This window comes from Limnohabitans parvus II-B4 (assembly GCF_003063455.1).
GTDB classification, from domain to species: Bacteria; Pseudomonadota; Gammaproteobacteria; order Burkholderiales; family Burkholderiaceae_C; genus Limnohabitans_A; species Limnohabitans_A parvus.
In genome coordinates, this window is record NZ_NESN01000001.1 from 361,661 (window position 1) to 386,047 (window position 24,387).

At 59.8% G+C, this 24,387-nt stretch carries 25 protein-coding genes and 2 tRNA genes; 24 read left to right on the forward strand and 3 right to left on the reverse strand.

The genetic code is table 11. The features are described from left to right. Positions 1-23 precede the first annotated feature (23 nt). Positions 24-980, reverse strand: a complete 957-nt coding sequence (locus B9Z37_RS01650; protein ID WP_407067209.1) for an asparaginase — start codon at positions 978-980, stop codon at positions 24-26. An 82-nt stretch (positions 981-1,062) separates the two neighbouring features. Between B9Z37_RS01650 and lexA the strand changes: the two genes are divergently transcribed. From lexA to B9Z37_RS01715, 13 genes are all read left to right on the forward strand, one after another. Further along, positions 1,063-1,734: a transcriptional repressor LexA gene (gene lexA, locus B9Z37_RS01655; RefSeq protein ID WP_108311310.1), complete on the forward strand. Its 672-nt coding sequence runs from the start codon at positions 1,063-1,065 to the stop codon at positions 1,732-1,734. 120 nt (positions 1,735-1,854) lie between these two features. After that, positions 1,855-2,196: a hypothetical protein gene (locus tag B9Z37_RS01660; protein WP_108311850.1), complete on the forward strand. Its 342-nt coding sequence runs from the start codon at positions 1,855-1,857 to the stop codon at positions 2,194-2,196. Positions 2,197-2,253: 57 nt separating this feature from the next. Continuing rightward, positions 2,254-3,261: a D-2-hydroxyacid dehydrogenase family protein gene (locus B9Z37_RS01665; RefSeq protein ID WP_108311311.1), complete on the forward strand. Its 1,008-nt coding sequence runs from the start codon at positions 2,254-2,256 to the stop codon at positions 3,259-3,261. A 28-nt stretch (positions 3,262-3,289) separates the two neighbouring features. Then, entirely contained in the window at positions 3,290-4,486 is a 1,197-nt protein-coding gene (locus tag B9Z37_RS01670; RefSeq protein WP_240606589.1) for an MFS transporter, read from the forward strand. 82 nt (positions 4,487-4,568) lie between these two features. Then, entirely contained in the window at positions 4,569-6,089 is a 1,521-nt protein-coding gene (locus B9Z37_RS01675) for a 3-hydroxyacyl-CoA dehydrogenase (protein WP_108311313.1), read from the forward strand. Between the two features lie 89 nt (positions 6,090-6,178). Further along, positions 6,179-6,958: an oxepin-CoA hydrolase, alternative type gene (locus tag B9Z37_RS01680; RefSeq protein ID WP_108311314.1), complete on the forward strand. Its 780-nt coding sequence runs from the start codon at positions 6,179-6,181 to the stop codon at positions 6,956-6,958. A 57-nt stretch (positions 6,959-7,015) separates the two neighbouring features. Next, the gene (locus B9Z37_RS01685; RefSeq protein WP_108311315.1) at positions 7,016-7,735 is read left to right on the forward strand and encodes a Crp/Fnr family transcriptional regulator; all 720 of its coding nucleotides are present in this window, start codon (positions 7,016-7,018) and stop codon (positions 7,733-7,735) included. A 52-nt stretch (positions 7,736-7,787) separates the two neighbouring features. Continuing rightward, positions 7,788-8,873 carry a phosphotransferase gene (locus B9Z37_RS01690; protein WP_108311316.1) on the forward strand — a complete coding sequence of 362 codons (1,086 nt, stop codon included), beginning with the start codon at positions 7,788-7,790 and terminating at the stop codon, positions 8,871-8,873. Positions 8,874-8,914: 41 nt separating this feature from the next. Next, positions 8,915-10,174, forward strand: a complete 1,260-nt coding sequence (locus B9Z37_RS01695; protein ID WP_108311317.1) for an acyl-CoA dehydrogenase family protein — start codon at positions 8,915-8,917, stop codon at positions 10,172-10,174. A 95-nt stretch (positions 10,175-10,269) separates the two neighbouring features. Further along, a complete protein-coding gene (locus tag B9Z37_RS01700; RefSeq protein WP_108311318.1) occupies positions 10,270-10,962 on the forward strand; it encodes a glutathione binding-like protein in 693 nt (230 codons plus the stop codon). A 66-nt stretch (positions 10,963-11,028) separates the two neighbouring features. Continuing rightward, positions 11,029-11,105, forward strand: a tRNA-Pro gene (locus tag B9Z37_RS01705). Positions 11,106-11,210: 105 nt separating this feature from the next. After that, positions 11,211-11,287, forward strand: a tRNA-Arg gene (locus B9Z37_RS01710). Positions 11,288-11,563: 276 nt separating this feature from the next. Further along, positions 11,564-12,748, forward strand: coding sequence for an ABC transporter substrate-binding protein (locus B9Z37_RS01715; protein WP_108311319.1), 1,185 nt, complete (start codon positions 11,564-11,566; stop codon positions 12,746-12,748). A 100-nt stretch (positions 12,749-12,848) separates the two neighbouring features. Here B9Z37_RS01715 and B9Z37_RS01720 read toward each other — a convergent pair whose 3' ends face one another. Beyond that, positions 12,849-13,784 carry a LysR family transcriptional regulator gene (locus B9Z37_RS01720; protein ID WP_108311320.1) on the reverse strand — a complete coding sequence of 312 codons (936 nt, stop codon included), beginning with the start codon at positions 13,782-13,784 and terminating at the stop codon, positions 12,849-12,851. Between the two features lie 98 nt (positions 13,785-13,882). Between B9Z37_RS01720 and B9Z37_RS01725 the strand changes: the two genes are divergently transcribed. The 11 genes from B9Z37_RS01725 to B9Z37_RS01775 all read left to right on the forward strand — a co-directional run bounded on the left by B9Z37_RS01725 (position 13,883) and on the right by B9Z37_RS01775 (position 23,594). Further along, positions 13,883-15,148: an aromatic ring-hydroxylating dioxygenase subunit alpha gene (locus B9Z37_RS01725; protein ID WP_108311321.1), complete on the forward strand. Its 1,266-nt coding sequence runs from the start codon at positions 13,883-13,885 to the stop codon at positions 15,146-15,148. A 2-nt stretch (positions 15,149-15,150) separates the two neighbouring features. Then, complete coding sequence (locus B9Z37_RS01730; protein ID WP_407067210.1) at positions 15,151-15,624, forward strand: aromatic-ring-hydroxylating dioxygenase subunit beta; 474 nt, start codon at positions 15,151-15,153, stop codon at positions 15,622-15,624. A gap of 2 nt (positions 15,625-15,626) precedes the next feature. Further along, complete coding sequence (locus tag B9Z37_RS01735; protein WP_108311323.1) at positions 15,627-15,944, forward strand: non-heme iron oxygenase ferredoxin subunit; 318 nt, start codon at positions 15,627-15,629, stop codon at positions 15,942-15,944. A gap of 95 nt (positions 15,945-16,039) precedes the next feature. Continuing rightward, positions 16,040-16,903: a branched-chain amino acid ABC transporter permease gene (locus B9Z37_RS01740; protein WP_108311324.1), complete on the forward strand. Its 864-nt coding sequence runs from the start codon at positions 16,040-16,042 to the stop codon at positions 16,901-16,903. A 13-nt stretch (positions 16,904-16,916) separates the two neighbouring features. Next, positions 16,917-17,915 (forward strand): branched-chain amino acid ABC transporter permease, encoded by a 999-nt coding sequence (locus tag B9Z37_RS01745; protein WP_108311325.1) that lies wholly within the window; start codon positions 16,917-16,919, stop codon positions 17,913-17,915. Next, on the forward strand, positions 17,902-18,675 hold the full coding sequence (locus tag B9Z37_RS01750) for an ABC transporter ATP-binding protein (protein WP_407067211.1): 774 nt from the start codon (positions 17,902-17,904) through the stop codon (positions 18,673-18,675). Before B9Z37_RS01745 ends, B9Z37_RS01750 begins: the two co-directional genes overlap by 14 nt. Position 18,676: 1 nt before the next feature. Further along, entirely contained in the window at positions 18,677-19,390 is a 714-nt protein-coding gene (locus B9Z37_RS01755; RefSeq protein ID WP_108311327.1) for an ABC transporter ATP-binding protein, read from the forward strand. A 119-nt stretch (positions 19,391-19,509) separates the two neighbouring features. Next, on the forward strand, positions 19,510-20,331 hold the full coding sequence (locus tag B9Z37_RS01760) for an SDR family oxidoreductase (RefSeq protein ID WP_108311328.1): 822 nt from the start codon (positions 19,510-19,512) through the stop codon (positions 20,329-20,331). Beyond that, positions 20,328-21,641, forward strand: a complete 1,314-nt coding sequence (locus tag B9Z37_RS01765; protein ID WP_108311329.1) for a flavin-containing monooxygenase — start codon at positions 20,328-20,330, stop codon at positions 21,639-21,641. The genes B9Z37_RS01760 and B9Z37_RS01765 overlap by 4 nt, the downstream gene beginning before the upstream one ends. A gap of 25 nt (positions 21,642-21,666) precedes the next feature. Further along, complete coding sequence (locus B9Z37_RS01770; protein WP_108311330.1) at positions 21,667-22,596, forward strand: bile acid:sodium symporter family protein; 930 nt, start codon at positions 21,667-21,669, stop codon at positions 22,594-22,596. Next, positions 22,593-23,594: an SDR family oxidoreductase gene (locus tag B9Z37_RS01775; RefSeq protein WP_108311331.1), complete on the forward strand. Its 1,002-nt coding sequence runs from the start codon at positions 22,593-22,595 to the stop codon at positions 23,592-23,594. Before B9Z37_RS01770 ends, B9Z37_RS01775 begins: the two co-directional genes overlap by 4 nt. A gap of 4 nt (positions 23,595-23,598) precedes the next feature. Here B9Z37_RS01775 and B9Z37_RS01780 read toward each other — a convergent pair whose 3' ends face one another. Beyond that, positions 23,599-24,369, reverse strand: coding sequence for an IclR family transcriptional regulator domain-containing protein (locus tag B9Z37_RS01780; RefSeq protein ID WP_108311332.1), 771 nt, complete (start codon positions 24,367-24,369; stop codon positions 23,599-23,601). Positions 24,370-24,387: the final 18 nt, after the last annotated feature.

Sequence of the window (24,387 nt, forward strand, 5' to 3'; positions counted from 1 at the left end):
TGCAACTGGACCTTGGTGAGGCGTTAACCCATCAAATCCAGCATCAAACTCACCCGCGCTTTATGAGCATTGAGCCCTGCCGGTGCGGTGGGCAGCGCGGCAGCTTGACCCACGAGCTGCCCTTCAGCGCAACGGGTGGTCAAGCGCACAGCCACACCTTGCGCCTGGGCCTGGGCCAAAGCCGTCAACAGGTTTTGATGGACGGTGCCGTTGCCTGTACCAGCCACCACCAGACCTTTCACACCCCCAGCCACCAGAGCCTGCACCTGACGTGCATCGCTGCCTGCGTGGCTGAGCAACACCGCCACCCAAGGCCAATCGGCGGTGGACAGCCCCAGCGCTTGGCTGGCTTGTGGATGGGGCTCGGTCATGTTGTCGGGATTTGACCAACGCACCCTGCCTTGCTCCACCCAGCCTCTGAGGCCTGCGTCGCCCGAGCTGAAAGCATCCAGCCGATACGGGTGAACTTTTTGCACATCGCGGGCGCTGTGAATGCGGCCAGCGCAGACGGCGAGCACGCCACTTGCCATCGGATCGCAGACCACGGCCATGGCATCGAGCAGGTTTTGTGGGCCATCGGGTGTCAGGGCCGTGGCCGGGCGCATGGCGCAAGTCATCACCACCGGCTTGGTGGTGTGCAGCACTTGTTGCAAAAACCAGGCGGTTTCTTCGAGTGTGTCGGTGCCATGGGTGATGACGATGCCACCCACATCAGGCTGCGTCAGCCAATGGGTGCAGCGTTGAGCCAAAGCTTGCCAAGTGGCGTGGTCCATGTCCTTGCTGTCGAGCTGGGCCACCTGTTCGCCCACCAAGGCTACACCTTGCAGTGCGTCATTCAGGCCGGGAACAGCGTCCAGCAGGTGCTGCACACCCAGCTGCCCGGCGGTGTAACCGGTGTGGTCACTGGCGCTGGCCGCCGTGCCAGCAATGGTGCCGCCTGTGCCCAAAACCACAACTTTCTGAATTTTTTTTGCTTCCACCACTTGCACTGCCTTAAAAACTGGTTAAAAATACAGCCACTGGATGAAAAAACAGTTCACCCATCCTTTTCAAGGACACCCCATGACCGACAGCCCCAAACTCACCGCCCGACAGCAAGAAATTCTGGAACTGATCCAGAACACCATTGCCAACACCGGCGCACCTCCCACGCGTGCAGAAATCGCCAGCGTGTTGGGCTTCAAGTCGGCCAACGCCGCCGAAGAACACCTCAAGGCTCTGGCCCGCAAAGGTGCCATCGAACTGGTCAGCGGCACCTCGCGCGGCATCCGTCTCAAGGGCAGCAACCGCAGTAGCCTGCGCGCCCCATCCGATTTGTTCAGCCTCACCCTGCCCGGTCTGGGCCAGCTGAGTTTGCCACTGGTGGGTCGGGTCGCTGCCGGGTCGCCCATTTTGGCTCAAGAGCATGTGGATCGAACCTACCAAGTTGAAAGCACACTGTTCAGTGAGCAACCCGACTACCTGCTGCGGGTGCGCGGCATGTCCATGCGCGACGCGGGCATCATGGACGGCGACTTGCTGGCCGTGAAATCGACCAAGGAAGTCCGCAACGGCCAAATCGTGGTCGCCCGACTGGGTGATGAAGTCACGGTCAAGCGTCTGCGCAAAACCGCCAGCGGCATCGAGCTGCTGCCCGAAAACCCCGATTACCAAACCATTGTGGTCAACCCCGAAGAGCCTTTTGACATCGAAGGTCTGGCAGTGGGTCTGATCCGCAACACGCTGCTCATGTAACGCACCTGCTTGTTGCACCAGGTGGCGGGCGCTGGCGGACTGGTTCTGTCAGCCCTGATGCAACAGGCTTTTTCAGCAATCCTGCCTGTGTCCAACCTCCATGCTTTTGAAAGGTTTCACATGGGAATCGCTCTGCTCGCTCTTTCGGGTCTTTTTCAAGGCTTCTCCAATTTCAACCGGGCTGCGCCTTTGGTGGCCAAACCCCAACGTTCAAACGCCTATTTGCGGCCGGTCTGGGCCACACGCAGGCCCGCTTGCACGCCATCGGGCTTGAAAAGCACACCATCAACCCCCTGCGTCCGTACAGCAGCCACCACGCCTGCACTGCGCGTCTTACGGGTCACCGAAAGCGATCAACGGGTCAAGGGTGCCGGTCGCATGGTGATTTCAGGTCGCATGGCCGATGTCTGCGCCGAACTGGACCGTCTGGCGGCCATTGAGGCCGCACAAGCCTGCGCTTGATCAGAAAAGCGTCCCAAGCGGCCTGATCAGGCCGCCCCGTCAAGGCACAATGGAGGGATGAACATTGTGATCCTTGACGACTACCAAGATGCGGTGCGAAAGCTCGACTGCGCTGCCAAACTCGAGAATTTTCCAGCCAAGGTCTACACGAACACCGTCAAAGGCATTGGCCAGCTGTCGGTGCGCTTGAAAGACGCCGACATCATTGTGCTGATCCGCGAGCGCACCCAGTTGACGCGTGCCGTGATCGAAAAACTGCCCCGCTTGAAACTGATTGTCCAGACTGGACGGTTGGGCGGTCACATCGATCTGGCTGCCTGCACTGAACGCGGTGTGGCTGTCGCCGAAGGTGTGGGCTCTCCCGTCGCGCCAGCCGAACTGACGTGGGCGTTGATCATGGCTGCGGCACGGCGCTTGCCGCAGTACATTGGCAACCTCAAACACGGCGCTTGGCAACAGTCCGGACTGAAAGCCGCCTCTATGCCGGCCAACTTTGGCTTGGGCACGGTGCTCAAGGGCAAAACCCTGGGCATCTGGGGTTACGGAAAAATTGGCCAATTGGTCGCTGGCTACGGCAAGGCATTTGGCATGGATGTCATGGTTTGGGGCAGTGATGAGTCACGCACCAAAGCCAGCCAGGACGGCTACCGCGCCGCGGGCAGTCGTGCCGCATTTTTTGAAGAAGCCGATGTGCTCTCCCTGCACCTGCGCTTCAACGATGCGACGCAAGGCATCGTGACAGGCGAAGATTTGGGACGCATGAAGCCGTCCGCTTTGTTTGTGAACACCTCACGCGCCGAATTGATCGAGTCCAATGCTTTGATTGGCGCCTTGAACCGTGGCCACCCCGGTTTGGCCGCCATTGATGTTTTCGAATCCGAGCCGATTTTGCAGGGCTCGGCCTTGCTGCGCTTGGAAAACTGCATTTGCACGCCGCACATTGGTTATGTCGAAAAAGACAGTTACGAACATTATTTCGGCGCAGCTTTTGACAATGTGGTGAACTTCATCAAGGGCACGCCCACCAACATCGTCAACCCTGGCGCATTGCAAGTGCGACGCTGAAAACACGGCCCTCAAGCTGAATCACCCCTTGACCCAGACCACCGCTCACACGTCCCAAACTGGTTTACCGGGCGTTTTGTGGCCCATGATGTTTGGCAACATCGTGATCGGCACCGGCGTCATGGTCGCCGCCGGGGTGCTCAACGACATTGTTTCATCGCTCTCTGTTTCGGTGGCCACCGCCGGGCACCTGATATCGGTGGGCGCGCTGGTGGTTTGCCTGGGAGCACCGCTGTTTGCGGCCTTGGTGGCCGGTTGGGACCGGCGCAAACTGCTGGTGGGCAGCTTGTTGTGGTACGGCCTGTGGCACGCGCTGGCCGCGTTTGCACCGGGGTTTGCCAGCCTCAACCTGCTGCGCTCACTGGCCCTGGTATCGGCGGCCATCTTCACCCCGCAGGCCGCCTCGTGCATCGGACTGCTGGTGCCCGCGCAGCAACGCGGGCGGGCCATCACCTTTGTATTTCTGGGCTGGTCGGTAGCGTCTGTGCTGGGCATGCCTTTGGGGGCCTGGATCGGTGGCACGCTGGGCTGGCGTTGGTCTATGGGCTTGATTTCGGCACTTTCTCTGGTGGGTGCACTGTGGCTTTGGCGGCGCATGCCCGATGGCGTGGTCCCCCCGGCCTTGTCAGCCGCCGCCTGGCGTCAGACCCTGTCGTCGCGCACCTTGCTGGTGACGCTGGGCGTGACCGTGCTCTCGGCAGGCGGTCAGTTTGTGTTGTTCAGCTACATGGCACCCTATATACACACCCGTTTTGACACCAGCCCGGCACAGTTCAGTGCGCTGCTGGTCTGCTATGGCGGGATGGGCTTTGTCGGCAACGCCTTGCTTTCGCGTTACATCGACCGGGTGGGCGCTTCGCGTGCCGTGCTGATCGCCCTGACATGCATCAGCTGCGGCATGCTGGTGGCGCCTTGGGCGGACAGTTGGCTCATCATGGGTGCAGTTCTACTGCCCTGGGGCTTGGGGGTGTTTGCGTCCAATTCGGCCCAGCAAGCCCGTCTGGTGGGGCAAGCACCTTGGCTGGCATCGGCCTCGATCGCACTCAACACCTCGGCCATGTACGCCGGGCAAGCCTTGGGTGCCACCCTGGGCGCGACCGTCATCGTTCATCAGGGTTTGATCGCCCTGCCCCATTTCGGCTTGCTGGGCATGTTGCTGGCCATGGCCCTGAGCCTGCTGGCGACCCGTTACGCCCGCTTGCACCCATTACCTGCCCCAAGCTGAGCCTCTGAAACCGGGGCGATAATGCCCTGTTACGCACCGGTTACACCGGGGCCCGCATTCCTTGACTCTGCACTTTTCCGACATGACACTTGCATTTTCCAAAGTCGCCATCATCGGCGCCGGCGCCATGGGCCGGGGCATTGCCCAAATCGCCGCACAAGCGGGCAGCCAGGTCTGGCTGTACGACACCCAGCCCGAGGCCATCGCCAAAGCCCGCGAAGCGGTGTTTCAGCAATGGGGCAAACTGCAGGAAAAAGGCCGCCTGACCGCCGAAGCCGTCGCGGATTACAAAACCCGCTTGCTGGGTGCCAGCAGTCTGCAAGACTTGGCCGGTTGCGAACTGGTGGTTGAAGCCATTGTCGAAAAACTAGACATCAAGAAAAGCCTGTTCAGCGATCTGGAAAAAGTGCTGGCCCCCACGGCCGTGCTGGTCACCAACACCTCGTCTCTGTCGGTGACCGCGATTGCCGCCGCCTTGCAGCGCCCCGGCCAGTTTGCTGGTTACCACTTCTTCAACCCCGTGCCCCTGATGAAAGTGGTCGAGGTGATTGCTGGCCTCAAGACCGACGCCGCCGTGTGCCAGCGTCTGTCCGACTTTGCCCGCCAGATGGGCCACACGCCGGTGCAGGCGCAAGACACGCCGGGCTTCATCGTCAACCACGCCGGGCGCGGCTACAGCACCGAGGCGCTGCGCATCGTGAGCGAGGGCATTGCCGATTTCGCCACCATCGACCGCATTTTGCGCGACCAGGTTGGCTTCAAACTCGGCCCCTTCGAGCTGTTTGACCTGACCGCACTGGACGTCTCGCACCACGTGATCGAAGCGATTTACCACCAGTATTACGAAGAACCGCGCTACCGTCCCAACGTGATCACCGCCCAGCGTCTGGCTGGAGGGGTGGTGGGCAAAAAAGTGGGCGAAGGCTTCTACAAATACGTGGATGGCGTGGCGCAAGTGCCCGCCGAACCCGCCGTGCCCGTGGTGGACAACATCCCGCCCGTGTGGGTCTCGCCCCGCGCTGCCCGCCGCATGGAACTGCTGCAACTGCTCAAGGACCTGGGTGCCAAAGTCGAAACCGGCGCATCGCCCTCGCCTGAGGCGCTGACCATCGTCGCCCCGCTGGGCTTTGACATCACCACCGTGGCCGTGGTCGAGCGCCTGGACCCGGCCCGCACCGTGGGCATCGACATGCTGGTCAACGACGCGGCCACCAAACGCCGCGTGCTGGCCACCAACCCCGCCACACGCGCCGACATGCGCGACGCGGCCCACGCCCTTTTTGCGCGCGACGGCAAAGCCGTCTCGGTCATCCGTGACAGTGGCGGCTTTGTGACCCAGCGCGTGGTGGCCAGCATCGTGAACATCGCGTCCGACATCTGCCAGCAGCGCATCTGCACCCCCCAAGACCTCGAAACAGCCGTCACGCTGGGCCTGGCCTATCCACTGGGGCCCTTGGCCATGGGCAACCGCTTTGGCCCGGACAGCATCCTCGAAGTGTTGTTCAACATGCAAACCGTTTATGGCGACATGCGTTACCGCCCTAGCCCCTGGCTGCGCCGCCGCGGTGCGATTGGTCTGTCGCTCATGCACACGGAAGACTGATGACTTTGCGGGACAGATCTTCAGCACTGTCCCGATCTGAATGACTTGAGGGACAGATCTTTAGCTCTGTCCCCAACTGAATAATCAAAATGACTGCTCAACTGCTCAGCACCAGCGAAGGTCAGACCCTCATCCTGACCCTCAGCAACCCGGAGTTTCGCAACGCGCTCGGGCCGGAAATGTACGCCGCCGGGGTCGAAGCCCTGAGCGTGGCCGAATCGAGCCCCGATGTGCGCAGCGTGGTCATCACCGGGGCCAACGGCATCTTCAGCGCAGGCGGCAATTTACAGCGCCTGCAAAACAACCGCCAGCTGCCGCCCGAGCACCAAGCGCAAAGCATCGAAGGCCTGCACAACTGGATTGAAGCCATCCGCACCTTCCCCAAGCCCGTCATCGCGGCCGTGGAAGGGCCTGCAGCGGGTGCCGGTTTTTCACTGGCGCTGGCCTGCGACATGATTGTGGCCGCGCGCAACAGCGTGTTCGTCATGGCCTACAGTGGCATTGCACTGTCGCCCGATGGCGGGGGCAGCTGGAGCCTGTCTCGTGCGGTACCGCGCCAACTGGCCACCGAGTTGCTGATGTGCGGCGAGCGCATCGGCGCCGAGCGACTGCAGCAGCTGGGGGTGGTCAACCGATTGACCGATGCAGGACAAGCCCTCGACGAGGCGCTGAAGCTGGGCGAACAGATCAATGCAAGAGCACCCAATGCATTGACCAGCATCAAGGAATTGTTGTCGGATGCCGACGGCAGCACTTTGAATGCCCAGTTGGCACGTGAACGCGACCAGTTTGTGAAGAATCTGCACCACGGCAATGCCGGCATGGGCATTGCCGCGTTTTTGAACAAGCAAAAACCCCAATACGAATAAGCCGTCTGGTCCCCCAGGCGACAAAAATCCGATCACCAGTCACTCAAAGGACAGAGCATGGACGAACCCATTCTGACAATGGAGGAAAGAGAAGCGATCAACAGTGGTCGCTGGTTCTCAAGCCTTTCACCTTCACTACGACACGACATACTTCGATGCGCTTACGTCAAACGTCACAAAGACGGCGACATGCTCGCTGCACGGGGAGATCCGCCCGAGCAGTGGATCGCCTGTGCCAAGGGTGCCGTGCGTGTCAGTTCGACCTCGGTGTCGGGCAAGCAAATCACGTTGACCTATGTGGAGCCGGGCATTTGGTTTGGCGATGTGTCGATCTTCGACGGAGACCGGCGCACGCACGACTGCTATGCACACGGGGACACCACCACCTTGAATGTGGCCAAAGCCGACTTCAAGAAAATCCTGTCGCAGCACGTCGAGTTTTACGAAGCCATGCTGCGACTGCAGTCGCGGCGCATTCGCCAACTGTACGGCTTGGTGGAAGACCTCAACACCCTGCCCTTGCGTGCGCGTTTGGCCAAACAACTCAACCACTTGTTGCGCAGTTATGGGGTGCCGAGTTTGTCGGACGCCAAAGCCGTTCGCATCAGTTTGCAATTGGCGCAAGAGGAATTGGCGCAATTGTTGGGGGCCTCACGTCAACGCGTGAACCAGGAACTCAAACAAATGGAACGCGAGCTCATCATCCGGATCGAACCGGGTGGTTTGGTGGTCATGGATCGCGATGCCCTGCTGGCGATCGTGAACGCGGACCACTGACACGCTCTTTTTTTAACCCATCACCGCTGACCGCAGCGGACACAGGTGCCCCATGAGTGCTTTTGATCATTTCGTGGGGACCCGGCCCGTCACGGGCTCTCACGCCTTCGACGTCTTGGCTTTGGAAAACTGGCTCAGCGCCAGACTCCCCGGCTTTGCTGGCCCCTTGAGCGTGGAAATGTTCAAGGGGGGGCAATCCAACCCGACATACAAGCTGATCACCCCCACGCGCCAATACGTGATGCGGGCCAAGCCAGGTCCGGTGGCCAAACTGCTGCCGTCTGCACACGCCATTGAACGGGAGTTCGCCGTCATGAAAGGCCTGCATGGCACCGATGTGCCGGTGGCCGAGATGCACGTGCTGTGTGACGACGAATCGGTCATTGGCCGGGCTTTTTATGTCATGGAGTTCGTGCAGGGTCGCGTGCTCTGGGACCAGTCCTTGCCCGGCATGACGCCTGCCGAGCGCGGTGCCATCTACGATGAGATGAACCGTGTGATGGCAGCATTGCACAAGGTCGATGTCGCCAAACAAGGGCTGAGCAGCTACGGCAAACCCGGCAACTACATCGAGCGCCAAATCGGCCGCTGGAGCAAGCAGTACGCGGCTTCCATCACCCTACCCATCCCCGAGATGGACCAACTGATCGAATGGCTGCCGAAAAACATTCCAGCCAGCGCCCAAGACGATTCGCTGGTGGGCATCGTGCACGGTGACTACCGCCTGGACAACCTGATGTTTCACCCGACCGAAGCCCGCGTGCTGGCCGTGCTTGACTGGGAACTGTCCACACTGGGCCACCCTTTGGCCGACTTCAGCTACCACTGCATGGCCTGGCACATCAGCCCGGGCACGTTCAGAGGCATTGGGGGGCTGGATCTGGCTGCCTTGGGAATCCCCTCTGAAGCCGAATACATTCGCCGCTATTGCGACCGCACGGGTTTCACCACCCCAGAGGCCTTGGCCAAAGACTGGAACTTTTACCTCGCTTACAACATGTTCCGCATCGCGGCCATCTTGCAAGGCATTGCCAAACGCGTCGAAGACGGCACCGCATCGAGCGACCAGGCCAAAGCATCGGGTGCGGGTGCCAGGCCCATGGCCGAGCTGGCGTGGCGTTTTGCCTGCCAAGCCTGAACCTTTTCATCAAACCGAATCCCAACCCTAGGAGATAGACCATGGATTTTGAATACACCCCCAAGGTCAAAGAGATGCAAGCCCGCTTGCTGGCCTTCATGGACGAGCACATCTACCCGAACGAGCAGCGATTTTTCGACGAAATCGCAGAAAACCGCGCCAAGGGCAACGCCTGGATTCCGACCAAGATCGTCGAAGAACTCAAGCCCCTGGCCCGCAAAGCCGGCCTGTGGAACCTGTTCCTGCCCAAGTCGCCACGCGCACCCCAAGGCCTGTCAAACCTCGAATACGCACCGCTGTGCGAAATCATGGGTCGCGTGCCGTTTGCAGCAGAAGTCTTCAACTGCTCGGCACCTGATACGGGCAACATGGAAACGCTGGAGCGCTACGCCAGCGAAGAGCTCAAAGACGAATGGCTGGAACCCCTGCTGCGCGGTGAAATCCGCTCGGCCTTCCTGATGACCGAGCCCGATGTGGCCTCGTCGGATGCCACAAACATCGAGTGTGAAATCCGTCGCGAAGGCGATGAGTACGTGATCAATGGCCGCAAATGGTGGTCGTCTGGTGCCGGTGACCCACGCTGCGCCATCTACATCGTCATGGGCAAAACCAACCCCGATGCCGGTCGTCACGAACAGCAATCCATGGTGCTGGTACCCGCCAACACGCCCGGCATCACCGTGGTCCGCGCCCTGACGGTGTTCGGCTACGACGACGCACCGCACGGCCACATGGAAGTGCTGCTCAAAAACGTGCGTGTGCCGGTTGACAACATGCTGCTGGGCGAAGGCCGTGGCTTTGAAATCGCGCAAGGCCGCCTTGGCCCCGGACGCATCCACCACTGCATGCGCACCATCGGCAGCGCCGAACGCGCACTGGAGCTGATGTGCAAACGCCTGAACACCCGCGTGGCCTTTGGCCGTGAAGTGGCACGCCAGACGGTCTGGCAAGAACGCATTGCCGAGTCGCGCTGCATGATCGAGCAAGCGCGCTTGCTCACGCTCAAGGCCGCTTACATGATGGACACCGTGGGCAACAAGATCGCCAAGGCCGAGATCGCCATGATCAAGATCGTGGCCCCTAACATGGCCTGCCAGATCATCGACTGGGCCATCCAGGCCCACGGAGGCGGCGGTCTGTCGCAAGACTTCCCGCTGGCCTATGCCTATGTCCACCAGCGCACCCTGCGCTTTGCTGATGGCCCGGACGAGGTGCACCGCAACTCGCTGGCCAAGCTGGAGCTGGCCAAACACCTGGCGATGCCAGGTGAGGTGGACATGCCCATCACCCGCGGCAGCTGATCACACCAACCCCATCCAAAACGGCCTGCTCCACCCCGGTGTGGCAGGCCGTTTTTTTGCGATGATGCGAAGCTCTTGTCTTGAAGGATTAGCCCATGATCGATCTCTACACTTGGCCCACCCCCAATGGTCACAAAATCCACATCATGCTGGAGGAATGCAAACTGCCCTACCGGGTGCATGCCGTCAATATCGGCACCGGTGACCAGTTTCAGTCCGAATTCCTGAAGATCAGCCCCAACAACAAAATCCCCGCCTTGGTCGATTCGGACGGGCCGGATGGCAACCCGATCTCGATCTTCGAGTCGGGTGCCATGCTGATTTACCTGGCGGCCAAAGAAGGCAAGTTCATGCCTAAGAGCGATCGCGCCAAATACGAGGTGCTGCAGTGGCTGATGTTCCAGATGAGCGGTGTGGGCCCCATGCTGGGCCAGGCGCACCACTTTCGCATCTATGCGCCTGAAAAGATCGAGTACGGCATCAACCGTTACACCAACGAGGCCAAGCGCCTGTATGGCGTGATGGACAAGCAACTGCAAAGCCAGCCTTGGATCGCAGGTAAAACCTATTCGATCGCCGACATGGCGATCTTTCCCTGGCTGCGCAGCTGGCAAAACCAAGGCATCGACTGGGCCGACTACCCTCACCTCAAGACTTGGTTTGACCGCATCAGCGAGCGCAAAGCAGTGCAAAAAGCGGTGCAGGTGCTGGCCGATGCGCGCAAGCCTCTGCTGGACGACAAAGCACGACAAGCCCTCTTTGGTGCCAGCCAATACAAGAAACGCTGAACGGCCCCAGACTTTTTTGCAATCAACCCCAAGAACAGCCAATTTGAGGGTTAGAATATGACTTGTCGGAGCGTAGCGCAGCCTGGTAGCGCATCTGCTTTGGGAGCAGAGGGTCGCGAGTTCGAATCCCGCCGCTCCGACCATTTCCCCGGAATTTCATCTCCAGGGTCATTTCCAAAAAACAGCGTCTTTGACGCCCACAAAAAAGGCCCTGATGGGCCTTTTGTGTTTCTTGCGAATCTCTATTTCTGCCCGTAGCTCAGTTGGATAGAGCAACAGCCTTCTAAGCTGTGGGTCACAGGTTCGATCCCTGTCGGGCAGACCAATGGGCCTTGCCTGACCCACTCAAAATCAATTGGCGCAATAACGTCCTCTTCAGTGCCGAAAAACAAATATCGCCCAAAACCTGTAACTCGACACCATGGTGGGTCGTGGTCAGCAAAAAATTGCTGATGTATTTTCACTGGATTTGGAGTATTTTTAAAATTCTGAGTCTATGTAAAAAACCCCATGATTTCCCCTATGAAAATGGCCGTCTGACTGTCCCATAATGAAGCGAGTGCTTTCACTGGCACCCGTATCACCCTCAATGGAGACAAATATGACCTCACGACGTTCCGTATTGACACAAGGCGCTGCTTTGCTTGGCGCATCTTCCACAGGACTCTTGGTGCCACAAAGCGCCCAGGCCCAAAGCGGCAAGATCCGCGTCGGCTTCATGCTGCCCTACACCGGCACATTTGCCCAGCTGGGCGTGGCCATTGAAAACGGTGTGCGCATGGCCATCAACGAACAAGGCGGCAAACTCGGCGGCCGCGAGATCGAATGGTTCAAGGTGGACGACGAGTCCGAGCCATCCAAGGCCATCGAAAACGCTAACAAACTGGTGCAACGCGACAAGGTCGATGTGCTGATCGGCACCGTGCACTCGGGCGTGCAGATGGGCATCCACAAAGTGGCCCGCGACAGCGGTGTGATCAGCCTGATCCCCAACGCCGGTGTGCACATCGCCACCCGCGCCCAGTGCGCGCCCAACGTGTTCCGCACCAGTTTTTCCAACAGCCAGCCCACCATGGCGCTGGGCGAAGCCATGGTCAAGCGCGGCCACAAAAAAGCCGTCTGGATCACCTGGAAATACGCCGCAGGCGACGAGGCCTATGAAGGCTTCAAGGAAAGCTACACCAAGGCCGGTGGCACGATTGTCAAAGAGCTGGGGCTGCCCTTCCCCAACGTCGAGTTCCAGGCGCTGTTGACCGAAATCGCAGCGCTCAAACCCGACGCCGTGGCCTGCTTCTTTGCAGGCGGCGGCGCAGCTAAATTCCTCAAAGACTACGCAGCTGCTGGCCTCAAAGGCAAGATTCCGCTGTACGGCTCTGGCTTCCTGACAGAAGGCGTGCTTGAAGCTGCAGGCCCTGCCGCCGATGGCGTGCTCACCGCTTTGCACTACGGCGACGGCATCGAGACCAAGCGCAACAAGGAGTTCCGTCTGAACTACGCCAAGACCTTCAAGATGCAGCCCGACGTGTATGCCGTGCAAGGCTACGACACCGGCTTGCTGTTGGTGCAAGGTGCCAACGCGGTGCAAGGCGATGTGAGCAAAAAGGCCGCCATGATCAAGGCCATGGAAGTGGCCGTGATCGACAGCCCACGCGGCAAATGGACCATGAGCAAAGCCCACAACCCGGTGCAAGACATCTACTTGCGTGAAGTCTCCAACAAAGAAAACAAGGTGATCGGTATCGCCGCCAAGGCCCTGGCCGACTCCGGCGCTGGCTGCCGCATGTGATGCCGCAAGCGCCCTGGGTTACACCAGGGCTGCTGCTGTCTTCAAAAATCGAGACGCGCTAACCCATTTGACAGCGATCCGCACCAAGGCGGAACACCCGTCAAATGGGTTTTTCTTCGTCTGGCACCTGGCCATCCCCGAAAAGACCCCACGTCAATTGCCGCAGCCACTGGTGACCGGGGTCACGGTGCAAGCGGCTGTGCCAAAACTGGTGGATCGCACTTTCTGCCAGCGGTATCGGCAGATCGCGTTTGACAAGCCCAAACGGCGTCAGGGTCCGGTCGGCAAAGCGCTCTGGCACGGTGGCGATCAGGTCCGAGTGGCTGAGCACATCGCCCAGCGCCACGTAGTGCGGCACCGTCAGGCGAATCTGCCTGCGCAATTTCTGATTTTCTAAGGCTACATCGACCCGGCCATGTCCGGTTCCGGCGGCAACGATGCGCACATGCTCGGCCTGCGTAAAGCTGTCCAGGGTCAGCTTTTTGTCTGCAGCCAAAGGGTGAGACTGGCGCATGAGGCAAATGTATTTTTGTCTGAACAAGGCTTGCTGAAAAAAACCGGCCTGCAACTGCGGCAACAAGCCCATGGCCAGATCAATGCGGCCCGTGGCCATATCGTCCTTGAGCGAGGCCTGTGTCACGCTCACCACCTGCACAGTCACCCCGGGTGCCGCCTTTGACAAAGCATCCACCAGCACAGGTAAAAAATACATTTCCCCGACATCGGTCATGGCCAGCGTGAAGCTGCGTGTGCTGCTCAAAGGGTCAAAGGCAGCCCTGACATTCAGGGCCTGTTGCAAACTCTCCAAAGCCAACGCCACCGGCTCGGCCAGCTGCAAGGCATAGGGCGTGGGCGTCATGCCGCCCTGGGTGCGCAAAAAAAGCTCGTCGCCCAAATGCACCCGCAATCGCCCCAAAGCACTGCTGACCGCAGGCTGGCTCATGCCCAAAAGCGGGGCAATGGTCGATACCCGCCGGTGAAGCAACAGGTGATGGAAGACAACCAACAAGTTCAGATCCAGCTTGGTGATGTCCATGATTATTTGATTTTCAAAATTTAATTATATTGAAAATACGATTTACTTAATATTAAATTCTGCGCATGATGCACGTCAAGTTTTGACAAGGAGACCTCATGCAGGAACACCCGATTCACTGGGAGACGGCAGGCACCAGCCGGATTCCGTTTGCCGTGTACACCAACGAAGACAGCCACAAAAAAGAGCTGCAGCGCTTTTTCTATCAGAACCACTGGAGCTATGTCGGGCTGGAAGCCGAGATCCCCAATCCGGGCGACTTCAAGCGCACCGTCATCGGTGAGCGCTCTGTCATCCTGACCCGCAGTCAAGACGGTCAAATCCATGTCGTTGAAAACGTCTGCGCGCACCGGGGCATGGCGTTTTGCCGTGAACGGCATGGCAACAAAAAAGAGCTGGTTTGCCCTTACCACCAGTGGAGCTACGCGCTCGATGGCAAGCTGCAAGGCGTGCCCTTCAGGCGCGGTGTGCGCCAGGACGGCAAGGTCAACGGTGGCATGCCTGCCGACTTTGACCCCAAAGACAATGGCCTCAAGCAACTCAAAGTGGCGACACGCAGCGGCGTGGTGTTTGCTTCGTTTGACCACGACGTGGAGTCGCTCGAAGACTACATGGGCCCCACCATCCTCAAATACTTTGACCGCCTGTTCAACGGTCGCCAGCTCAAGGTACTGGGTTACAACCGCCAGCGCATTCCAGGCAACTGGAAGCTGATGCAGGAAAACATCAAAGACCCTTACCACCCCGGACTGCTGCACACCTGGTTTGTGACCTTTGGCCTCTGGCGGGCGGACAACAAGTCTGAATTGCGCATGGACGAACACCACCGCCATGCGGCCATGATCTCCACACGCGGCACAGCAGGCCAAGCAACCGGCGACAAAGCCCAGGTCACCCAAGTCAGCAGCTTCAAAGCCAGCATGGAACTGAATGACCCGAGCTTTCTGGACATCGTGCCCGAGCCCTGGTGGCAACTGGGAGACCAGATGCCCACAGCGGTCATGATGACGCTGTTTCCCAGCGTCATCTTCCAGCAACAGGTCAACAGCGTGTCCACCCGCCACATCCAGCCCGATGGCCATGGCGCATTCGACTTTGTCTGGACGCACTTCGGCTTTGAGGACGACAACCCCGAGATGACCGAGCGCCGCTTGCGTCAAGCCAACCTGTTTGGCCCAGCGGGCTTCGTGTCGGCAGACGACGGCGAAGTGATCGAGTTCTCTCAACAAGCCTTCGAGACCAAGCCAGAACACCGCATGTTGGTAGAGCTGGGCGGGCGCGATGTGGGCGAAACCGACCACATGGTGACCGAAACCCTGATCCGGGGCATGTACGAATACTGGCGAAAAGTGATGGAGGATTGATGATGGTTGATATGCAAACTTGGTTTGGCATCCAGCAACTTTATGCCGATTACGCCAGCGCCGTGGACAGCGGCCAATGGGACCTGTGGCCTGAATTTTTCACTGAGCAATGCGTCTACAAACTGCAGCCACGTGAAAACTTTGAACGCGGCTTTCCTTTGGCGACCTTGTTCTTGACCAGCAAGGGCATGCTCAAGGACCGTGTGTATGGCATCAGCGAAACCATTTACCACGACCCCTATTACCAGCGGCATGTGGTGGGCGCACCCATCGTGCGACGCGTTGCAGACGGTCGCATCCATGCCGAGGCCAACTACGCGGTGTTCCGCACCAAGCTCGACAAAGAAAGCACCGTGTTCAATGTGGGCCGCTACATCGACACCATCGTGCAGACCCCCGAGGGCTTCAAATTCGCTGAGCGCCTGTGCGTGTACGACAGCGAGATGATCCCCAACTCCATCATTTACCCCATCTGATCATGAACCACTGGATTGACGTGGCCGCCGAGGCCGATCTGTTTGAAGGCGCAGGCATCGCTGTGGCCCCCGAAGGGCAAGACATTGCCGTGTTCAAAATCGAAGATGGCGGCGTGTTCGCCATCAACAACCTGTGCAGCCATGGCAACGCCAAACTCTGCGATGGTTTTGTCGAAGGGCATCAGGTGGAGTGCCCCTTCCATCAGGCGCTGTTTGACCTGCGAGACGGCAGCGTCAGCTGCGGCCCGGCCACTGAACCGGTCAAGTCTTGGCCCGTCAAAATTGAGCACGGCAGAGTACTTCTGGACTTGGGTTCCTGAAGCCCGGGCAACCGTTAAACTAAGCAGCGGCGGACATGTTCCGCCGTTTTTACAAGTACTTTTGCTTGGCTCTTCCCTTTCTTGGCACGGACCCGATGGACTTTGTTAATTTCTTGATCCAGCTGCTCAACAGCGTCCAGTACGGGCTGCTGCTGTTCATGCTGGCCGCTGGCCTGACGCTGATCTTCGGCATCATGGGCGTGGTCAACTTGGCGCACGGCAGCTTCTACATGTTGGGTGCCTATTTGGCATGGTCACTGGCGGGCATGCTCGGCAGCTTCACCTTGGCCATCCTCGTGGGCACGGCGCTGTCGGTGGCCTTTGGTCTGCTGCTCGAAAAACTGTTGTTCAAGCATTTTTACCACCGTGACCACCTCGACCAAGTGCTGCTCACCTTCGGCCTGATCTACGTTTTTGAAGAGCTGCGCTCGATGCTCTGGGGCGACGATGTGCATGGCGTCCAGATCCCCGAGGCTTTGTCGGCTTCGATCGCGTTGACCGACACACTGTCTTACCCGGTCTACCGCCTGTTCATGTCGGGTGTGTGCCTGGTGTTGGCACTGGGCCTGTATTTGCTGATCTCTAAAACCCGCCTGGGCATGAAGATTCGCGCAGGTGCTTTCAACCATGAGATGACCGAAGCCTTGGGTGTGAACATCAGCCTGATCCACGCGGTGGTGTTTGCCCTGGGCGTGGGCCTGGCGTCCATTGCAGGCATGATTGCTGCGCCCATCTCCAGCGTCTACCCCAACATGGGCGGGCAGGTGCTGATCATGTGCTTTGTGGTGGTGGTCATTGGCGGTATCGGCTCGGTACGCGGGGCCCTCATTGCCGCGCTGCTGGTGGGGCTGGTCGACACCTTTGGCAAAGTTCTGCTGCCGCAGGTGGCCGGCATGTTGGTGTATGTGCTCATGGCCGCTGTGCTGTTGTACAAGCCCGAAGGCCTTTTCAAACAATGATGGAAAGAACCCGATGAGTGCCCCCCAAACCCACCTTGAAAATCTCCCGCGCAGCGTGCAATTTGTGCTGCTGCTGGGTCTGTGTGCCCTGCTGGCCTTTCCTTTTGTCGGCAGCAACTTTTACATCGACATGGTCAATCGCATGATGATCCTGGCGATCTTTGCCATGAGCCTCGATTTGCTGCAAGGCGTCACCGGCCTCGTCTCGCTGGGCCATGCGGCCTACTTTGGCATCGCTGGTTATGCGCTGGCCTTCCTCACCCCACAAGACACGCCCGTGAGCCTGTACACCAGCTTGCCGCTGGCCGTCGGCGCCTCGGCACTGGCCGCGCTCATCATCGGTTTTTTGGTGGTGCGCACGCACGGCATCTACTTCATCATGGTCACCATGGCCTTTGCGCAAATGGTGTTCTTTGCCTTCTTTGACAACAAGGCCTTGGGCGGTTCGGACGGCATCTTTTTGAACTTCAAGCCCGATGCCGTGCTGCTTGACCTGGAAAACAAGCAGGTGTTTTATTTCTTCACCCTGGCTTGCTTGGTGGGCGTCTATGCCTTCTTGCGCCGTTTGCTGTGGAGCCCCTTTGGCCGAGCGCTGGCGGGCATCCGCGTGAACGAACACCGCATGCGCGCTTTGGGCTTTGGCACCTTCAGCCACAAACTGGCTGCCTTCACATTGGCTGGCGCACTGGCCGGTCTGGCCGGTTACCTGTGGGCCGCACAAAGCGGCTTTGTGAACCCTGAACTCATGGGCTTTCACATGAGCGCCCACGCCATCATGATGGTGATTTTGGGCGGCATGGGCAACTTTGCAGGGGCCATCGTGGGCGCGTTCAGCTTTGAGTATTTGCTGCACATCTTCAAGGACTTGCCTGATATGGGCGAGTTCAAGACCGGCAAACACTGGCAAATGTGGATGGGCCTGTTCATCGTGGCCCTGATCGTGTTTGCCCCCAAAGGCATTTTGGGCCTGATCCATCGTGCCTTTCCTGGCAAGGAGAATGGCCATGAGTGAAGCACAAGCTCTGCTGTCAGCACGCCAACTGACCAAGCGCTTCGGAGGCTTGGCTGCGGTCAACGAAGTCAACGTGGATTTGTGGCATGGACGCATCCATGCCGTGATCGGCCCCAACGGTGCCGGCAAATCCACGCTGACCAACCTGCTGTCGGGCGACCTGCCGCCGACCTCTGGCCAAATCACCTTGAATGGACGCGATATCACCGGTTGGACACCCGAGAAAATTTCTCGCAACCGCCTAGGCCGCAGCTACCAAAAAACCAACATCTTCCGCACTTTCAGTGTGTGGGACAACGTGCGCCTGGCCGCGCAGTCGCGGGTGCAGCCCTCGCCTTTCAACCCACTGGGCTGGCTGGGCCGGGCCGACAACATGGCCGAAGTCAACGCCCGGGCCGAACGCGCTATGGAGCTAGCCGGTCTGCAAGACCGCCGCAAAACCATAGCCGGCGCGGCCAGCCATGGCGAGCAACGGCAACTGGAGATCGCCATGACACTGGCCACCGAGCCGGTGGTGCTGCTGCTCGATGAACCGCTGGCGGGCATGGGCGTGGCGGAAGCCGAAAGCATGGTCCAGCTCTTGCTGCGCCTGAAAAAAGACCACGCCATGATGCTGGTGGAGCACGACATTGACGCGATCTTCACACTGGCTGACCATTTGACGGTGATGGTCAACGGGCAGGTCATTGCCAGCGACACACCCCAGATCGTGCGCGCCGACAGTGCCGTGCAAGCCGCCTACCTGGGTGAGGAACATTGAAATGAGCGAACTGTTGATCAACGCCCAAGGCTTGAACACCTACTACGGCGCCAGCCACATCCTGCGCGGCATCGACTTTGCCGTGGCCCATGGCGAAACCATTGGCCTCATGGGCCGCAACGGCATGGGCAAAAGCACCTTGCTCAAGTCCATCATGGGCATCGTGCCGCCCCAAAGCGGCACCGTGCAGATCAAAGGTCAGACCATGAACGGCCGCCCCACCTTTGAGGTGGCACAGCTGGGCATCGCCTACGTGCCCGAAGGTCGTGGCATTTTTGGCAACCTGAGCGTGGTTGAAAACCTCAAGATGGCGGCACGCGCAGGCACACGCGGCCAACGTGACTGGACTTACGAACGCGTGCTGGAAACCTTCCCGCGCCTGACGGAGCGCTTGAACCACGGCGGTCAGCAGCTGTCAGGTGGCGAGCAGCAGATGCTCACCATCGGCCGGGCGCTGATGACCAACCCCGATGTGCTGATTCTGGACGAAGCCACCGAGGGTCTGGCGCCACTGATTGCGCGCGAAATCTGGCGCATCTGCAGCCTGATCAAAGACAGCGGTATCAGCGCGATCATCGTGGACAAAAACTGGAAACATGTCACCCAAATCACCGATCGCAATGTGATTCTGGTCAAAGGGCAAGTGGTTTTCGAAGGCACATCGCAAACGCTGCATTCAGACCCCAGTGTGATGGAGCAGCACCTGGGGGTCTGACAGCGCAGCGAAACGACTCTGCAGCAGCTCTGATACACGCACCAGCAAGGGTCTTCACCACCCCACAAACGGTCTGCTCGGTGCCAGAATGGACCCTTGTTTTCAGATTCAGAGGGTGCATGTTTCGCAATGCAGTGATCACAGGGGCTTGCGGTGGTCTGGGCCAGGCCTTGGCCCGGCACTTGATGGCATCGGGGGCCCACGTGGCCCTGGTGGGTTTGAACCGGCCTGCCCTGCAAGCACTGGCCGATTTGGCCCCGGAACGAAGCCGTATCTACACGCCTGACGTATCCCATGCTGCTGCCATGCAAACCATGGCGAGCGACTGGCTTGCCGTTCATGGCGTGCCCGATCTGGTCATTGCCAATGCGGGTGTGGCTGGCGGATTTGAAACTTCAGACCCCGCGGACCTGGCCGTCATGCGCCGCATGCTCGAGATCAACCTGCTGGGGGTAGCCACCACTTTCCAGCCTTTTTTGAAACCGATGCTGGACAGCCAAAGACCGGGGGCACTGGTCGGCGTGGCCAGTGTGGCCGGCTGGCGCGGTATGCCGGGCAACGGTGCTTATTGCGCCAGCAAAGCCGGACTGATCGCCTATTTGCAAAGCCTGCGCGCGGAGCTGCGTCCCAGCCACCTCAGCGTTCACACCATCAGCCCCGGTTATTTGCGCACAGCCCTCACCGCCGGCAACACCTTTGCCATGCCGGGGCTGCTGGAGGCCGACGAAGCCGCTCACAGCTTGTTGCTCGGCGTGGCACAAAAACGCGAACACATCGTGCTGCCTCGACGCATCGGCTGGCTCGCGCGCGCCTTGTCTTTGCTGCCCGACCGCTGGCACGACAGCATCTTGCTGGGCCAACCCCGAAAACCCCGCGCCCACCAAGCCGGGGCCACGCCGATCCCCGGACTCACCGACAACTCCCCTCCTGCATCTTCATGAGCACCACAACACAACGACAAATTGCCTTGATTGGCGCTGGCCCCTCCGGTTTGGCAGGCGCACGTGCACTGAGCCAACACGGCATCGCTTTTCAAGGCTTTGAAGCCTACACCGATGTAGGAGGCCTGTGGAACATTGGCAACCCCCGCTCCACGGTGTACGAGTCGGCCCACCTGATCTCCAGCAAGCGCACCACCGAGTTCAAGGAATTTCCTATGCCAGAGGGCACGGCAGACTACCCCAGCCACCGGGAGCTGCTGGACTACTTCAAAGCCTATGCTGAACACTTTGACCTCAAACGCCACTACCGTTTTGGCGTGCGAGTCATCCGGGTCGAGCCCGTGAGCGACGCACCCGACACACTCTGGCGCGTGACCCTTGATGCGGGTCAGGGTCAGGCTGAAACCTACGAATACAAGGGCGTGGTCATTGCCAACGGCATCTTGGCGGAGCCCAACATGCCGCAGTGGCCTGGGCAGTTCTACGGGCAACTCATGCACACCTCAGCCTACAAAAAAGCCGAGCAATTCAAAGGCCAGCGTGTGCTGATCGTGGGCGCGGGCAACTCGGGCTGCGACATCGCCGTCGATGCCGTGCACCACGCCAAAAGCGTGGACATTTCAGTTCGCAGGGGCTATTACTTTGTCCCGAAATACGTGTTCGGCGTCCCCGCCGACACCGTGGGCGGAAAAACCAAATTGCCACGATGGCTCAAGCAAAAAGTCGACACCACACTGCTCAAGTGGTTCACGGGCGATCCCGTGCGCTTTGGTTTCCCAAAACCCGATTACAAAATGTACGAGTCACACCCCATCGTGAACTCGCTCATCTTGCACCACATCGGCCACGGCGACGTGAAGGTACAACCCGACGTAGCACGGCTCGATGGCCACACCGTGCACTTCAAGGATGGCAGCCAGGCCGACTATGACCTGGTCATGGCGGCCACCGGCTACAAACTGCATTACCCCTTCATTGATGACGCCTTGCTCAACTGGCAAGGCATGGCTCCACAGCTGTACCTGAATATTTTTGCACCGCGTTTTGAGCGACTGGCCGTGCTGGGCATGGTTGAGGCTGCAGGTCTGGGCTGGGAAGGGCGGGCCGAGCAGGCCGAAGTCATGGCGCGTTACTTCAAAGGCCTGGACCAATCTAAGGCCCAAGCACTGGTATTTTCAAAGGCACGCCAAGGCCCCTCCCCCGATATGTCAGGCGGCTACCGTTATCTGAAAGTCGAGCGCATGGCCTGCTACGTCAACAAAGACGTGTACCGCGACACCATGCGCCAGACCGCCGCCGAACTGGCCTGAGCTTCATTCCATCACGAAAGCCCCCATGCTGCCTATTGACGAAATCCGACTGAATTTCAACCCCGCCTCGCTGGCCGTGCTCAATGCCGTGCTGGGCTTTTTGATGTTCGGCATCGCGCTGGACACGCGGCTGGACGACTTTCGCCGCCTGCTGCGCATGCCCATGGCCTTTGCGGTCGGCATCGCGGCCCAGTTCTTGTTGCTGCCTGCCATCACCTTTGGCCTCACGCTGGTGCTTCAACCAGCGCCCAGCATTGCCTTGGGCATGATTTTGGTGGCCTGCTGCCCGCCGGGCAACGTGAGCAACATCCTGACCCACCGGGCCAACGGCAACGTCGCACTCAGCGTGTCGATGACCGCCGTGTCGAATGCCATTTCGGTGTTCGCCATGCCGCTCAACTTCGCGTTCTGGGGCAGCATCCACCCCACGGCTTCGGGCCTGCTGACCAGCATCGCGCTCGATCCACTGCAAATGTTCGGCCACATCCTGCTCATCATCGGCCTCCCCTTCGCACTGGGTCTTATCTGCGTGCAGCGCTTTCCGGCCTTCACCGCGCGCTTCAAAAAGCCGCTGCGCATCATCAGCTTTTTGGCCTTGATCGGTTTCATCGTCGGCGCGATTGCGGGCAACTGGCGGTATTTCATGGACTACGTCGGACTGGTGCTGCTGGCGGTGGTGTTGCACGATGCCCTGGCTTTTGGCACCGGTTACGCCGTGGCTCGGGCGGCCCGCCTGTCCGACTACGACTGCCGCGCGCTGTCCATCGAAGTGGGCATCCGCAATGCAGGCCTGGGGCTGGTGCTGATCTTCAGCTTCTTCAATGGGCTGGGCGGCATGGCCGTGGTGGCCGGGGTCTGGGGCTTTTGGGACATCATCGCGGGCCTGATTCTGGCCGGTTTTTGGGCCCGCAAGCCTTTGCGCAGCGGCGGCCCAGCGGCTGAAAACGCCCCATGAGTGCGCCATCCCCCCAAGCGAGCAGGGTGCTGGTCACCGGTGCCGCAGGTTTTCTGGGGCAAGGACTGATCGGGGCCTTGGCCCAAGGCCGACTTTGCGAAGCCGTGATCGCCGTGGATGTGCGCGAACTGCCTGCGGCACAGCAGCTGCCCGGCATCACCTGGGTGAGGCAAGACGTGCGCGACCCAGCTCTGGCCAACACCATCGCAGCGCACCACATCGACACCGTGGTCCATCTGGCTTCCATCGTCACCCCCGGCAAAGACTCGAACCGCGCGTTTGAATATTCGGTCGATGTCGGTGGCACGCACAATGTGTTGCAGGCATGCGTGCAACACGGCGTGCGCCACATCGTGGTGTCATCCAGCGGCGCGGCCTATGGTTACCACGCCGACAACGCGCCTTGGCTCACCGAAGACATGCCTTTGCGCGGCAACGACAGTTTTGCTTATTCGCAACACAAGCGCTTGGTAGAGGAAATGCTGGCCCAATACCGCCAAAGCCATCCGCAACTGGCGCAAACCGTGCTGCGCATCGGCACCATCCTGGGTGACCGGGTGGACAACCAGATCACCGCATTGTTTGAAAAGCCCCGCCTGTTGGCCATCCAGGGTTCCGACAGCCCCTTTGTATTCATCTGGGACGAAGATGTCACCGGGGCCATCTTGCACGCATTGAGCGGCCAGGCTCAAAGCGGCTGCTTCAACCTGGCCGGTGACGGCGCGCTCACGATTTTCGACATTGCCCAAAAGCTGAACAAACCGCCTCTCGTGTTACCCGCCTGGCTGCTCAAATCGGCCTTGTGGCTCGGCAGCCGATTGGGGGTGAGTCGCTATGGCCCCGAGCAACTCGACTTTTTGCGCTACCGCCCGGTTCTGCTGAACACCGCACTCAAAACACGATTTGGCTACACCCCGGCCAAAACCAGCGCCGCAGCCTTTGCCGCCTTGATCGATGCTCGGCAACGACACGGCACCCCCGTGCGACGCCCAAACTGAAGCACTACAACAAAGGCCGCAACTCCCTCGCAGCCTCCAGCAGCAAAGGCAACCATTTGCGCTCCACCGCCGCATCGCTCAACTGATCGGCCGTGCCCACCACATTGAGCGCCGCCAAGGTTTGGCCCTGCATGTTGCGCAGCGGCACGGCCAACGCATGAATGCCCAATTCGTGCGCATCACAGGCCAGGCAGTGATCGTCTTGCCTCACCTTGTCGATCAAAACCTTGAATCGGGCTAAACCCACTTCGGTTTGCGGTGTGATGCGCGCCAGCTCACGGCCCTTGAGCCAAGCGTTGAACTCGGCCTTGGGCCAGCTGGCCAGCAGCATGCGCCCGGTGGACGTGGCGTGCACAGGCAAGCGTGCGCCCAGGTGGAGGCCATAGGCCAGGTGCCGGACAGGCTCGGACAGCCCAGCACTGCGCGCCACGATCACGCCCTCATCGCCATCGAGCACCACCGCGCTGAAAGCCGCTTGTGTTTGCTGTGCCAAGCGGTTGAGCGTGGGCTGCAGCGTGCGCGGCAAGCGCGAGGTGGCCATGTAGCTGCCCGCAAAGCGCAGCACCCGGGCCGACAACCAATAGTGGCTGCCATCGGTTTCCAGATAACCCAGCTCGGCAAGGGTGAGCAAATGCCGCCGGGCCGCAGCGCGGGTGATGCCCGTGCGCTGGGCGGCCAGCGTAGCGTTCAGGCGTTGGCGTTCGGTGTCAAAGGCTTCGAGCACGGCCAGGCCTTTGGCCAAGCCTTCGATGTAGTCCGCTTTGGCGATGGGCATTCGTTGCTTTCTTGATGA